This window comes from Gardnerella massiliensis (assembly GCF_003408845.1).
GTDB lineage: Bacteria > Actinomycetota > Actinomycetes > Actinomycetales > Bifidobacteriaceae > Bifidobacterium > Bifidobacterium vaginale_H.
In genome coordinates, this window is record NZ_LRTV01000007.1 from 17130 (window position 1) to 30502 (window position 13373).

Annotated in this window: 14 protein-coding genes; 4 read left to right on the plus strand and 10 right to left on the minus strand. The window is 45.3% G+C overall.

The window, feature by feature from the left end; genetic code table 11:
• Positions 1–17: 17 nt before the first annotated feature.
• The 9 genes from AXE77_RS04440 to infC all read right to left on the minus strand — a co-directional run bounded on the left by AXE77_RS04440 (position 18) and on the right by infC (position 8220).
• Positions 18–1103 (minus strand): prephenate dehydrogenase, encoded by a 1086-nt coding sequence (locus AXE77_RS04440; protein ID WP_116712315.1) that lies wholly within the window; start codon positions 1101–1103, stop codon positions 18–20.
• Positions 1097–2095: a prephenate dehydratase domain-containing protein gene (locus AXE77_RS04445; protein WP_116712316.1), complete on the minus strand. Its 999-nt coding sequence runs from the start codon at positions 2093–2095 to the stop codon at positions 1097–1099. Before AXE77_RS04445 ends, AXE77_RS04440 begins: the two co-directional genes overlap by 7 nt.
• 97 nt (positions 2096–2192) lie before the next feature.
• Positions 2193–2609, minus strand: a complete 417-nt coding sequence (locus AXE77_RS04450) for an alcohol dehydrogenase (protein ID WP_116712317.1) — start codon at positions 2607–2609, stop codon at positions 2193–2195.
• 47 nt (positions 2610–2656) lie between these two features.
• The gene (gene typA / locus AXE77_RS04455; protein ID WP_116712318.1) at positions 2657–4579 is read right to left on the minus strand and encodes a translational GTPase TypA; all 1923 of its coding nucleotides are present in this window, start codon (positions 4577–4579) and stop codon (positions 2657–2659) included.
• A 190-nt stretch (positions 4580–4769) separates the two neighbouring features.
• Positions 4770–5609, minus strand: a complete 840-nt coding sequence (locus AXE77_RS04460) for a ParA family protein (RefSeq protein ID WP_116712319.1) — start codon at positions 5607–5609, stop codon at positions 4770–4772.
• A 129-nt stretch (positions 5610–5738) separates the two neighbouring features.
• On the minus strand, positions 5739–6710 hold the full coding sequence (gene xerD, locus AXE77_RS04465) for a site-specific tyrosine recombinase XerD (RefSeq protein ID WP_116712320.1): 972 nt from the start codon (positions 6708–6710) through the stop codon (positions 5739–5741).
• Positions 6711–6844: 134 nt separating this feature from the next.
• The gene (gene rplT, locus AXE77_RS04470; protein ID WP_004105106.1) at positions 6845–7228 is read right to left on the minus strand and encodes a 50S ribosomal protein L20; all 384 of its coding nucleotides are present in this window, start codon (positions 7226–7228) and stop codon (positions 6845–6847) included.
• Positions 7229–7307: 79 nt separating this feature from the next.
• The gene (gene rpmI / locus AXE77_RS04475; protein ID WP_004128670.1) at positions 7308–7502 is read right to left on the minus strand and encodes a 50S ribosomal protein L35; all 195 of its coding nucleotides are present in this window, start codon (positions 7500–7502) and stop codon (positions 7308–7310) included.
• A complete protein-coding gene (gene infC, locus AXE77_RS04480) occupies positions 7483–8220 on the minus strand; it encodes a translation initiation factor IF-3 (protein WP_205727527.1) in 738 nt (245 codons plus the stop codon). The genes rpmI and infC overlap by 20 nt, the downstream gene beginning before the upstream one ends.
• Before the next feature lie 410 nt (positions 8221–8630).
• Here infC and AXE77_RS04485 point away from each other — a divergent pair, with 410 nt between their 5' ends.
• The 4 genes from AXE77_RS04485 to AXE77_RS06960 all read left to right on the plus strand — a co-directional run bounded on the left by AXE77_RS04485 (position 8631) and on the right by AXE77_RS06960 (position 12586).
• Positions 8631–9428, plus strand: coding sequence for a thiamine diphosphokinase (locus tag AXE77_RS04485; protein ID WP_116712364.1), 798 nt, complete (start codon positions 8631–8633; stop codon positions 9426–9428).
• Positions 9429–9909: 481 nt separating this feature from the next.
• Positions 9910–10965 (plus strand): type I glyceraldehyde-3-phosphate dehydrogenase, encoded by a 1056-nt coding sequence (gap, locus tag AXE77_RS04490; protein ID WP_116712321.1) that lies wholly within the window; start codon positions 9910–9912, stop codon positions 10963–10965.
• An 863-nt stretch (positions 10966–11828) separates the two neighbouring features.
• Positions 11829–12329, plus strand: a complete 501-nt coding sequence (ybaK, locus tag AXE77_RS04500; RefSeq protein WP_116712323.1) for a Cys-tRNA(Pro) deacylase — start codon at positions 11829–11831, stop codon at positions 12327–12329.
• Positions 12330–12511: 182 nt separating this feature from the next.
• Entirely contained in the window at positions 12512–12586 is a 75-nt protein-coding gene (locus AXE77_RS06960) for a 50S ribosomal protein bL37 (RefSeq protein WP_369803150.1), read from the plus strand.
• Between the two features lie 55 nt (positions 12587–12641).
• On the opposite strand, the gene AXE77_RS04505 is transcribed toward AXE77_RS06960, so the two are convergent.
• Positions 12642–13277 (minus strand): sigma-70 family RNA polymerase sigma factor, encoded by a 636-nt coding sequence (locus AXE77_RS04505; RefSeq protein ID WP_116712324.1) that lies wholly within the window; start codon positions 13275–13277, stop codon positions 12642–12644.
• Between the last annotated feature and the right edge of the window lie 96 nt (positions 13278–13373).

A 13373-nucleotide genomic window follows, 5' to 3' on the forward strand; every position in this document is an offset into this window, starting at 1 on the left:
TCAAGCACAAACTCACATTATAAGTTGCTTAGAGAAGCATCTGAGCGCAATAAGAGTTGCGGAGATTCGTTGGTGTTAAATCCGGAAAGTGCAATAATGGATTCGCCTAAGCGCGCGGATTCTAGTAATTCCTGCTGCCAATTGATTTGAGAATCATACTTCCACAATCTGCTATTCGCAGCATCGTTTTGATTCGTATTAGTTTTAGACGAGTTACGTTGCTGGTATTTATATTCTCGCCACGATTGAGCTTTAGCAAAAAACGCTTGCTCACTATTATCAGCAGATTCTGCATCTTGATCCAGCATATTCGCAGCAAAAGTTAGCTCAGAAATTACGGAACGCAATAATTTCGCAGTATTATGCCGATTTTCGCTTACCATTGCGCGAGTGCGTTGAGGATCCGTAAGAGCGACGCGCGTCATATCTCGCCAAGAGCCGGCAGATAATTGCAAAGCAATAGCGCGATTAGATTGTTCACACAAAACATTTGCGAGAGCAGTTGCAACAACGTGAGGCATGTGAGAAATAAGAGCTGCAGACTTATCGTGCGTTTCGTCATCCAAAACTATTGCGCGATTCTTACATAAAGAAACAATCATTTGTAAAATATTGCAAACTCGCCAAAATTCCGTTCTGCTATCAACAGTTAATGCCCACAAAGCATTTTCTAAAAGTTCAGCGCTAGAAGCTCCCCAACCAGTAAACTCGCTTCCAGCCATAGGATGAGCACCAACATAGCAATCTTGCAAACCGGCTGCAGCAACCTGCTCACGAACCAAAGTTTTTACGCTACCAACATCGCTAATAGTTGTGCGAGATTTGTCAACATAAGGTGCGATTTCTTGCAAAATACTTGGCATAGCAAACAAAGCATTGCACAAAATCAGAACGTTTGGGCGAAGTTTTGCTAAATCTTGCACCTTTTCTACGCAAGTAATTCCTAATCTTTCAGCTTCTTCGTATGGATTATGGTGACGGTTCCACGCGTAAACTGCACAATTCGGCAACTTAGCAAGTCGCTTAGCAATCGACCCACCTATAAGACCAAGTCCTACAATACCAACAGAAAATTTTTGAGAAAATTCAGCATCATCTACCATAATAATTCTCTTTCTGCCTGCAATACGTTCAAATTACGCAAAGCATCAACCGAAGGTTCAACACACACTCCCCCATGAGGCAGCATCCAATCATCCATCACCGGATTATTATGCTTATCAGAAGGATATACTGCTAAAACTCGAACCCAATCGCCATGTTCAACAACCTCTTGAATCATAGTCTTGCACATAGAATCCCAAGGTGCAGCATCAACAGTTGCAATAAAACTATATAAACCGCCCTGCCCCTTAATCGGCCTAGACATAAAAGATGTCATATTAAGACCGTGATCGCGTACAACATCAAGCAAATTTGCTAACACTCCAGCACCTGTGCAACGCGGAATAAAGGCAATAATTGATGAAAATGATGAAAAGTTTTCGCGCTGCACATTAATAAAATCTAAAGCCTCATCTCGAGGAGCTAACAATAAAAATTCAGTGCGAGCGCCAGAAAAATCTTCAACACCTTCGCTCACAATCTGCCTATTGTATAAATCAGCACAAATTCTAGGGCATAAAGCAACTTCGCCAGGAACTAAATCTCTACAAGCAGCAGCGTTTGAAGACGCGGTTTTTTCTTGCAACCCGTGCTCTTGAGTAAACTTACGGCATTGCGCCAACGCGTGCGGGTGAGCAACAATAGTAGAACAATTATCGATTGAATCCGACTTGCAAATAACAGCATCAAAACTAATATCAACGCCTACGCGAGCAATACCAACCATATTTTTTGCGTCAATTAGTAAATCTAAATTAGGTATTACAACGCCTTCAATATTGTTTTCCCACGCGATAACACCCCAATGGTGATAATCTTCAATTTCGCTGGCAATATTACGAACATTTTCGCACGCAGTTGGAATAAGTTGCAAAGTTTTCCATAATTGACACTGTTGTTGAACTTTTAAAGCAGCCTGATGCGTAAAAGAACCTTCCGGCCCTAAATAGCATAATTTACGGGCACTCTGACTGTTCTTATTACCATTCATAACTATTCCTTAAAACTATTGCAAGTAGAACTATTGTAAGCAAGACTATTGTAAGCAAGACTATTGTAAATAAAACTACTGCAAATTCTCTAAACGCTTACTTAGCACTAACAACAGCAAACCAACGCTGAGGCATACAAAACAAAATTGCGTGAGCAATAATTAATCCATACAGCCAGAAATACCCGACATATTGCGCACACCACGGCAATGGTATTGTAAAACCAACCGGCACAAGCACAGCACTACCAATAAAACCTAGTGCAAGAATCCAGGCAACAGCAGAAAAAACTATTGTATGAATAAACAAACCAAACCAACCGCTGCGAGATCTAGCACACCAAGCGGATAAAAACAGCAAAATCATCGCCACTGCAAATCCGTAAGGGATGTTATCCATTGCTCCGCAACGATGCACAAAAGTACCAATCAGCGCACACACCACGGCAGAAACACACGTGGTCGCATACCTACCCCACCAGGGTAAGCGATGCGACCACGGTTTCTCTGCCATAACTAGCCTAACGACTCACAGTTAACAAAACAGTATCTAGCGTTATATCACGCAGCATTGTTTTGACGACGCTGCTTTGCACGCCACTTGTACCATTCGTCACGACTCAAAATAATCTTGCGCACGCGAATAGACTCAGGCGTTACTTCAACGCACTCGTCTTCGTTAGCGAAATCAAGAGACTCTTCCAAACTCATCTTAATTGGCGGAGTCAAAGTTTCAAGCACATCAGCAGTTGAAGAACGCATATTCGTCATATGCTTGGCAAGCGTAATGTTCACGTCCAACTCGTCTGGCTTATTGTTAATACCAACGATTTGGCCTTCGTAAACTGGGCTTTGCGGATCAACGAAGAAAATGCCGCGAGCTTGCAAACGCTGCATAGCGTAAGGAGTTGCAACACCCTTACGATCGCAAACCATAGAACCATTCTGGCGAGTCACAATCTGACCAGCCCATGGAGCATAACCGGCGGAAATAGAGCTTGCAATACCAGTTCCGCGAGTAGCAGAAAGCAAAGCCGTGCGGAAACCAATAAGACCACGAGAAGGAACAGTAAACTGCAAACGAACCCAACCAGAACCGTGGTTGCTCATAGAATCCATGCGGCCTTTACGATCAGCCATAAGCTGGGTAACAGTACCCATGTACTCTTCTGGAACGTCAATAGTTGTACTTTCCATAGGCTCGTTAATTTGACCATCAATAGTCTTAGTAACAACCTGAGGACGGCCAACCGTAAGCTCGTAGCCTTCGCGACGCATCTGCTCAGCCAACACAGCCAACGCAAGCTCGCCACGACCTTGAACTTCCCAAGCATCTGGACGCTCAGTTGGAATAACCTTAATAGAAACATTACCAATAAGCTCGCGATCCAAACGATCCTTAATCATACGAGCAGTAAGCTTATGATCTTTGCCTTCCGTACCAGCAAGAGGAGAATCGTTTACGCCGAAAGTCATAGAAATTGCAGGATCGTCAACGTGAATTAATGGAAGAGGCTTTGGATCGTTCTGGTCAACAATCGTTTCGCCAATCATAATGTCGTTAACGCCAGCAACAGCCACAATGTCACCAGGGCCTGCAGAAGCTACAGGAGTACGCTCCAAGCCTTGAGTGCGAAGAAGCTCAGAAACACGGAAGTTTTCAACGGAACCATCAACGCGGGAAAGACCGTAAGTCTTACCCTTTTCCAAAGTGCCGTTATAAATGCGCACCAAACCAAGACGACCAAGGAAGTCGGAGGAATCAATGTTTGCAACATGCGCCTGAAGAGGAGCACCCTCTTCATATTCAGGAGCTGGAATGTTAGAAATAATAGAATCAAACAATGGTTCCAAATTGTCGTTATCCGGCAAAGCACCATTTGCAGGCTGATTTACGGAAGCATAACCAGCTTTTGCAGCGCAATAAATTACAGGCAAATCGAGCAAAGCATCAAGATCAAGTTCGATACCTTCCTCAACAACATCCTGAGCCAAGCCGAGAAGCAAATCAGTGGATTCACCAACAACTTCTTCAATACGAGCGTCTGGACGATCAACCTTGTTTACGCACAAAATTACAGGGAGCTTAGCTTCCAAAGCCTTGCGCAAAACGAAGCGAGTCTGAGGAAGTGGGCCTTCAGAAGCGTCAACAAGCAAAACGACGCCATCAACCATAGAAATACCGCGCTCAACCTCGCCGCCGAAATCAGCGTGGCCAGGAGTATCGATTACGTTAATGGTAATGCCTTCCGGGTGACCATACTTTTCAGCCAACGGACCGGTATACTGCACAGCCGTATTCTTAGCAAGAATAGTAATGCCCTTTTCGCGTTCCAAATCGTTGGAATCCATTACGCGATCTGGAACTTCCTCACGCTCAGAAAATACATGCGACTGCTGAAGCATGGCGTTTACCAGCGTGGTCTTACCGTGGTCTACGTGCGCCACAATTGCCACATTTCGAATATCACCGCGAACAGCCATCACAAACCTCTTCCATTCTTCGCGTTGTAAGTAGTCATATATGCGCAACCATTTACGCTCTAAACAAAGCACAAATAGTAGCAATTCATTATTGGCAAACACCAAAAAATAGGCAAGCTGCCAAACCGCACCGATTCTACTCGTGAGCGCAGACAGCGTTTAAACTACGCTAGCTAGCAGCCAAAAGGACTTACGCAACAACACCCTTAGCAATCAACTCGCGCGCAACTTCGCGATACTCTTTAGCAGTCTTATGCTCAGGGGCGAAAATAGTAATAGGAACAGCCGCAACCGTAGAATCCGGCAATTTAATAGAGCGAGAAATTACGGAGTGCAAAACACGATCTTGGAAAGCCTCGTAAATACGCTGCAACACTTCTTCACTGTGCAAAGTGCGCGTGTACATGGTGACCAAAACGCCAAATACCTTGAGATTTGGATTAATACGCGACTGAACCTTCTCAATAGACTGCATCAAAAGAGCAACGCCACGAAGAGCAAAGAATTCTGCAGCAAGCGGAATAATAACACCATCTGCAGCAGTTAAAGCGTTAACTGTAAGCAAACCAAGCGAAGGCTGGCAGTCAATAATAATCACATCGTATTCGTCACGCACTTTACGCAATACGCCTGCTAGAATCTGCTCGCGGCCAACTTCTGTAACCAACTGAACTTCTGCAGCGGATAAATCAATATTCGCAGGCATAATATCAATATTTTCGGTATTAGTATGCCGAATAACATCGTGCACATCTACCGAAGAATCGAACAATGCAGTATAAACCGTATTATCAAGAGCATTGGCATTAATACCAAGACCAACAGTTGCCGCACCCTGCGGATCAAAATCCACTATTAGCACACGCCTGCCATACTGACTTAACGCACCGGCAATGTTGATAGAACTCGTAGTCTTACCAACACCACCCTTCTGGTTACACATAGCGATAACACGCGCAGGACCGTGAGAAGTAAGCGGTTCCGGCGCATGAAAAGTTTCATATTCACGTCCAAGCAAATCAGTAGGCATGCCCCCTACTGTAGCAAAAGGTATACTCACGAAACCCGCAACGCACTAAAACGTTGTATAAGCTTCAAAATGAATTACAAACTATTATCCCTAACGGGAAATTTACGCAACCTACTTAGCCCTAGGATGCTACTTAGCCCTAGGATGGCTCATAATATAAGCTTCAACCAAAGCATCAGGGCTTATATGCGTGTAAATTTGCGTAGTTGTCACTGAAGCGTGTCCGAGTAGCTCTTGAACTGTGCGAACATCAGCTCCTCCCGCAATCAAATGCGTCGCCAACGAATGTCGAAGTGTGTGCGGGTGCAAAGCCCTACCAAGTTTTGCACGCTCCCCTGCCTGAGTAACCGCTTCCCATGCGGATTGACGAGACAAAGCGTTACCGCGCTTGTTTAAGAAAATAGTATGCAGCTCACGCTTGCCTTTGGCGGATAACACAGGGCGAGCTTGTTGAATATACTTACGAAGTGCACGCACCGCACAGCCACCAACCGGCACCAAACGCTGCTTATTACCTTTGCCGGTAAGTTTTACTACTGATTCGTCTAAATCAAGATCTTCAAACTTTACGTCTACCGCTTCTGAAATTCGCGCTCCCGTAGCGTACAAAAACTCAAGTAAAGCTGCGTCTCTTAAAGAAATTGCGTCTAAACTTCCGAAATTTCCCGCGGCTTCAATAACGCGACTGATTTCGTCCACGCTTAAAACATCAGGCAAATGCGCGGCAATCTTGGGAGCTTTAATATCAGAGGAAACATCGTTGCTTATGTCACCATGCGACAGCATAAAACGGTGCCATTCGTGGATACTTGCAAGTCTGCGCGCAATCGTGCGCGTCCCTAAACCTGCTTCGTGTAAAGTTTGTATATAAGATTCAATATCTAACTGGGTAATAGTGGTAATACTGTTGATATTGCGAATATTTCGTAGCCAAAAAGTGTAATCTTGTAAATCTGAAACGTATGCGGATACTGTTCTTTTGGAAAGGCCGCGCTCAATGTCAATATGCGCAATAAATTGCTGAATATAAGGTAAAAATTCTTTAGGAATATTGCTTGTAGTACCGTTTGCAGCATTTGCAGAGTCAAGATTTTGGCGCATAAAATTTATTATAACCAATAAGTAAATTGTTGCTTACGTGGATTAATAGCAAGGGTTGCTTACACGAATTTTAATATAAAAAAGCCCACCTAAAAAGGGTGGGCTTAAAATCAAACGCTATTACAACAGCAAAATCAGGCTTCAACTGGAGCGTTTACATCAGCTGGCAAAGCGGCCTTAGCAGCTTCTACAACAGCCTTAAAAGCTTCAATATCGGAGACGGCGAGTTCAGCAAGAGCACGACGATCCAATTCGATGCCTGCCAAGTGCAAGCCCTGAATGAAGCGATTGTAGGTGATACCTTCAGCGCGGACAGCAGCGTTAATACGCTGAATCCACAACTTGCGGAAGTCACCCTTGCGAGCCTTGCGGTCGCGGAAGTTATAAGTGAATGAGTGGAGCAGCTGCTCCTTTGCCTTGCGGTAAAGACGGGAGCGCTGACCGCGATAGCCAGAAGCCCTCTCAAGAACAACGCGACGCTTCTTGTGAGCGTTTACTGCGCGCTTTACTCGTGCCATAAGTATTCCTCAGCTTTCTTAAAAATTTTCGATTGCGTCTTCGTTTACAAGCAATTTTTACTTGTTTACTTGCTTTTACTTACTTAACGAGCAAGCCCTTAAGCTTCTTGCTCTGCGCAGTAGCCAACACCTTATCCTCAGAAAGAGCACGACGCTTACGAGCCGACTTGTGCTCCAAGTTGTGGCGCATGGCGCTACCATCGTGCATCACCTTGCCAGTACCGGTAAGACGAACGCGCTTGGACGCTGCGGAATTAGTTTTCATCTTCGGCATTGCTGCCCTCCTTATGATGTTGATCGGATTGCATAGCTTGTGCTGCAGCTGCAGCTTGTGCCTGCACTTCCTGCTTTGCTGCAAGTCGCGCAGCCTGGCGAGCTTGACGCTCAGCACGCGATTCAGCGCCACGACGACGCTGTTCAGACTGCGTATGAATCTTCTTGCCTTTTGGAGCGAGAGTCATAATAATATTGCGACCCTCTTGCTTCGGCGCAAACTCAACGGTGCCGCTGTCACTGACTTCATCTGCAAGTCTACGTAACAGTTCAACGCCACCAATAGGACGAGACTGTTCTCGGCCACGCAACATAATAGTGACCTTAACTTTGTCACCACCGTTCAAGAAACGAAGCACATGACCCTTTTTCACATCGAAATCATGATCATCAATCTTGAGACGGAAACGAATTTCCTTAATCTCAGCGGTGCTCTGATTGCGACGCGCTTCGCGAGCCTTCATTTTTTCGTTGTACTTGTACTTACCGTAGTCAATAAGCTTGGCTACTGGAGGCTTAGCAGTAGGCGCAACTTCGACGAGATCGAGGTTCGCTTCCCTTGCAAGGTTTAATGCGACTGAGGTCGCGATAACACCCACTTGCTCGCCTTTCGGTCCGATAAGGCGCACCTGGGAGACGCGAATCTCGTCGTTAATGCGTGGTTCGTCGCTAATGATGACTCCAATCCTTCTAAATATTGGTAAGATGTAATACACCAAGAAGTCCAAGAGCTTAGAGATTCACACTTCATATCAATAAAACGCTTACGTATTGCTTACATAAGCGCAACGTGCAGCTTACAATAAAGCGAACACGCGTGACCGAAGTCATGAACCCGAAACCACAGTAGGCTTCCAGGTGGGGACATCCCACTTTCTTGATTACTCAAGCCAAATGTTCAGTATACTACAAGCCTTGACAAAGTTGCAAGCAGCACTTTAAGTTAAACGTTCGTATTATTTGAGTATTATCTGCACAACTGCTTGTGAATTTGCTGCATAAACAAAATCGCCCCAAAAAAGGATACGCATAACCCTTATAAATAAACACAATTACAGTTGACTTGCCTGCTATAAACTCTTGTTGAAAAGTAATGTCGTCAGTACTTATGCAGCGTTATGATGAGGGCATGGAACCTTTGCAACGCTGCGTCGTTTTGGCAGCTGGAGATTATTACGATCACACACGCGAGCACGTGCCTGACCGCGCTCTCACTATTGCTGCGGACGGAGGTTGGGATCACGCTTGTAGCCTTGGCCTGCACGTCGACGCACTTATCGGAGATTTTGATTCCGTAAGACTTAAATTGCCAACTGATGCAATAATTACTCGTCTTCCTGCAGAAAAAGACGATCCGGATTTGCTCTCAGCATTGAAGGTTGGTTGGTCAAAAGGTTCACGAGAATTCCATATTTTCGGAGGACTTGGTGGACGCGTTGACCATACTATTTCCAACATTCAGCTGATGGTACGCCTTGCAATCCGAGGTGGAATAGGCTTTTTGTATGGTGACGGCCAAATCGTTACCGCTATTCACGACGGATCTCTTGATTTTCCTGCATCAAGCGGAAATAGTTCACGCATTGTTTCTGTATTTTCTCATACGCCTATTTCAACCGATGTCAACGAACTTGGGTTGAAATATCAGCTTAGCCATGCCACCATGCACGGCGATGCTGTTCAGGGATTGAGTAATGAATTATTGGACAATACGCCGGCTCATATAGATGTTCACGAAGGCACACTTATTGTAACGTTCCCAATAGATACTCCACTTCCTCAGGTGAGCTGGTTTAAGCGACCTGTTGGAGACTTGGGAGAAGTTGATATGTCAGTATCTGAAGCACTTGCAGTACCATTAGATAGTGAAGTAACACCAACTGATTCCACGACTGCAGCTGCAGAATCTATGACGTACAGTGAGTAAGTTGCGCGACGAATTTTCCGCGCAAATATGGCTGGCGAGTATTTTTTCCACTCAATACTCGCCAGCCTTCTCTATATTGTTACGTTTCTTCTTAAGCGTTTCATCACCTCGCTTGCTTATTTCTACTTTTCAAAAAATAATTCATAGCAAACGTAACGCAACAGCAAACGTGTCGTAACGGCAGTCGCATCGTAGTATATGTTCAAATGAACAGAAATTTACCGCGCAAGTACGAGCAAAACGCAACGTTAATATATCAAAAAATGCACAGAAACACTCAAAAAACACAGCATGTTAACGCTCACTATCACGACACCACCATATCCCAACAAAAGTGAGCTATATGTCAACTCTTCGTACACACCGCACACTAAAATGAACACCGCTAGTTCAATAAAGATGACCACAATGCGTGAGTTTTCATCGCGAAAATCGCGTGACTTAAACGTTGCGCACGAGGTCTCACTCAAGGGAGAACCACATGACAGTCAAGATTGGTATTAATGGTTTCGGTCGCATCGGTCGTCTCGCATTCCGCCGCATATTCGAGCTTCAGGCTCGTGGCGGTCAAGCCGGTGACATCGAAGTCGCAGCCATCAACGATCTGACCACTCCTTCTATGCTTGCTTACTTGTTGAAGTACGACAGCACCCACGGCACCTTCCGTCACGATGACGGCACCCCAGTTGAGGTGACCTCCACCGAAGACGCAATCGTCGTAGATGGCAAGACCTACAAGGTATACGCTGAAAAAGATGCTAACAACATTCCATGGGTTAAGAACGATGGCGTTGAATTCGTGCTTGAATGCACCGGTTTCTACACTTCTGCAGAAAAGTCCCAGGCTCACTTGAACGCTGGCGCCAAGAAGGTGCTTATCTCTGCTCCTGCTAAGGACGAGACCACCCCAACCGTCGTGTTTGGCGTGAACCACGAAATCTTAAAGCCAACCGATAACATCGTGTCCGCTGGCTCCTGCACCACCAACTCCATGGCCGCTATGGTCAAGTTGCTGCAGGATAACTGGGGCATTAAGTCCGGCTTCATGACCACCATCCACGCTTACACCGGCACTCAGATGATTCTTGACGGCCCACGCGGCTCCAAGCCACGCAACAACCGTTCCGCAGCTTGCAACACCATCGAGCACTCCACCGGTGCAGCTAAGGCAATCGGCAAGGTTGTGCCAGAGGTCAACGGCAAGCTCCAGGGTCACGCTCAGCGCATTCAGGTTCCAGATGGTTCCGTCACCGAATTGACCACTGTTCTTGAGAAGCCAGCAACCGCTGAAGAAATCAACGAAGCCTTCAAGAAGGCTTTTGAGAACTGCGAGTACTTCGGTTACAATGCCGACAGCATCGTGTCCTCCGACATCATCGGCGACACCCACGGTGGCGTTTTCGATCCAACTCAGACCGATGTGAACACTGTTGACGGTGTCACCTTGGCTCGTACCGTTACCTTCTACGACAACGAGTACGGCTTCACCTCCAACATGATTCGCACCCTGCTTTACTTCGCTGAAATCTCCGAGTGAAATTTTAAGTAAAGCAGTCAGTAAAATCTGATTGACGAATATTATTAACAAAACCCCTTGTGAGCTTATCTAAAGCAACGCAAGGGGTTTTGTTATTTATTTATTTATTTTTTTAATCTTAATTGCGTTGCCATTCAGCCGTAGGAATATTCGCATGTTAGAGATTTGAGATTTTTCGCACTGAGCGAAGACGGACGCTTCTGTAGCTTTGCGTTTGTGCTTCTGCGCGACATTTTCTTTACAGCTGCGTAAAGAAAATGTCGGAATCTCGACAAAAAGTGACAGTTTCGTTACAGGCGTGTACAGAAAATGTCGAAATCTCGCCAAAAAGTGACAGTTACTTTACAAGCGTGTATAAAAAATGTCGAAATCACCCAAAACATTCGGAAGCTTTGCGTTTGTGCTTCTGAGGGCGGTGGGTGAATTTACGTGTGAGAGATAGGAATTGCTTGTCGAGCAATATAAAAGCGGAGCGATAGTAATAGTCTTTTTGATGAATAACTATTTCAGCAAAAAAGTAAGCAAAAAACTAAACTTAACTACCTGTCCACTAGTCCAAATGAGGTATAGGAGCGTAGCGCTGCGAGATAAGTAATTCCTATCACTCACAGCCACACTAACCTGCCCTGCCTTCGTCAATCGAGACGAAGGCAGACCTCGCTTGCGTTGAAAGCACCCCGTGCTTTCAACCCTAAGCAAGCTCAGCGCTCCGAATTGCTTTCGCGCGCTAAATCGCAGCGCTCAAGCAGGTCGTCGCGCAAAACTCGCGCCACAATGGATTTATACGCGTTAAGTCAATAGTCGGTATAGCATATCATGTATCACAATTGCTATAGCAATACAAAACAACAAGGGGAAGCGCAATGAGTAAAAAACATGCAGCAACCGGCAAAGCAACACCAGCAATCACCCAACTTGAGGAAGCCGGTATCGCTTTTAGAGTGGCCGAGTACGATCACGACGCCGATCACATGGACGACGGCTACGGCATAGAAGCAGCAGAAAAACTCGGGGTTAGCGCAGCTCAGGTGTGCAAAACACTGATGGTAGACACGGGCGAAAAGCGAGTGGTTGGCATAGTTCCAGTAAACGGACGCCTTAATATGAAAGCAATTGCGAGCGCAGTACACGCTAAAAAAGCGAGTATGACAAGTCCTGAAGTTGCTCAACGTGAAAGCGGCTACGTTGTTGGCGGCATTTCACCATTCGGGCAGAAAACGCATCACGAAACAGTACTCGACAGCAGCGTTATGCAGTTTGATGAGATTCTCGTCTCGGGAGGAAAGCGTGGACTTGACGTTGTCCTCAATCCTAAGGATATTGTTACCTTATTGAGCGCAACAGTAGCAGATATTGCCGCATAAGAGTACATTTACTAATTGCAGACATTTGCGTTGATACTAGCGTGATATTACTTACCGTAAGTACCAGCAAAGTGCCGAACACACTGAAGGAAATGTCGCCAAAAATAGACAGATAACGCAGTAACGTCTTGGCAACGTGCGATAATCCCTAAGGTTGTTCATTAAACGTTAAGGAGTGCATTATGGGTATGCGTGGCCGCAAGCGCAAGGCGCGTCGTAAAAAAGCAGCGAATCATGGCAAAAGGCCAAATGCTTAAGCTGTAGTTCGCTTATACATACTATTAAGCCCGTGATAATTCACGGGCTTTTTTGTTATTCATTCGCATAATCAGCAAGTTCGCGCTTCAATTGCGCACGAGCACGATTTAATCTGCTCATAATCGTACCAATTTTTACGCCTTCTTCTTGTGCAATCTGCTTATACGACTTCCCGCGTATAGCAGCTTCAACAAAAACTTTTTTACGCTCCGGAGGCAACGTATTTAATGCCGCCATAATTTCTTGTGGTGCAAAACCTTCTAAATATTCTTGCTCGGCTGAAAGCAATCCACTCGAATTATGATTTGACGCTTCATAAATATCCCAATCGTCATAATCCCCCGTAGCATCGTTAGCACGCTGAGGGCGACGTTTTGCCTGAGCATATTGGTTAAAATATAAATTTCGTTCAATACGATTAACCCAAGCACCAAAATTAGTGCCCGGTTGGAATGTGGAGAAACTTTTAAGCGCACGCTCGAACGTATCTTGTACGAGATCTTGAGCGTCTTGAGAATTGTGAGTTAAGCGCATAGCTTGAGTATAAAGAGCATCTACGCAAGGCCGAATAAGCTGCTCAAATTGCTCATGTCGGCGATTGTGAATCTTATGAGACGCGCGTGAAGTAAGCGAGTAGTTAGGCTTAGTAGTATCGTGCTGAACACTTACTACATGATGTTGCTTATTCATACTATCCATGATACTCGCAAGAAGGTTGGTATTTAGTAGGTAAAAAGTTACTTCTCCCAACTGCTAAGCTCGTATTGCAAAATATATACTTATCAT

Coding starts and splice junctions, on each gene's coding strand:
- AXE77_RS04440 (WP_116712315.1), bottom strand. CDS start 1,103: ATGGTAGATGATGCTGAATTTTCTCAAAAATTTTCTGTTGGTATTGTA.
- AXE77_RS04445 (WP_116712316.1), bottom strand. CDS start 2,095: ATGAATGGTAATAAGAACAGTCAGAGTGCCCGTAAATTATGCTATTTA.
- AXE77_RS04450 (WP_116712317.1), bottom strand. CDS start 2,609: ATGGCAGAGAAACCGTGGTCGCATCGCTTACCCTGGTGGGGTAGGTAT.
- typA (WP_116712318.1), bottom strand. CDS start 4,579: ATGGCTGTTCGCGGTGATATTCGAAATGTGGCAATTGTGGCGCACGTA.
- AXE77_RS04460 (WP_116712319.1), bottom strand. CDS start 5,609: ATGCCTACTGATTTGCTTGGACGTGAATATGAAACTTTTCATGCGCCG.
- xerD (WP_116712320.1), bottom strand. CDS start 6,710: ATGCGCCAAAATCTTGACTCTGCAAATGCTGCAAACGGTACTACAAGC.
- rplT (WP_004105106.1), bottom strand. CDS start 7,228: ATGGCACGAGTAAAGCGCGCAGTAAACGCTCACAAGAAGCGTCGCGTT.
- rpmI (WP_004128670.1), bottom strand. CDS start 7,502: ATGCCGAAGATGAAAACTAATTCCGCAGCGTCCAAGCGCGTTCGTCTT.
- AXE77_RS04485 (WP_116712364.1), top strand. CDS start 8,631: ATGGAACCTTTGCAACGCTGCGTCGTTTTGGCAGCTGGAGATTATTAC.
- gap (WP_116712321.1), top strand. CDS start 9,910: ATGACAGTCAAGATTGGTATTAATGGTTTCGGTCGCATCGGTCGTCTC.
- ybaK (WP_116712323.1), top strand. CDS start 11,829: ATGAGTAAAAAACATGCAGCAACCGGCAAAGCAACACCAGCAATCACC.
- AXE77_RS04505 (WP_116712324.1), bottom strand. CDS start 13,277: ATGAATAAGCAACATCATGTAGTAAGTGTTCAGCACGATACTACTAAG.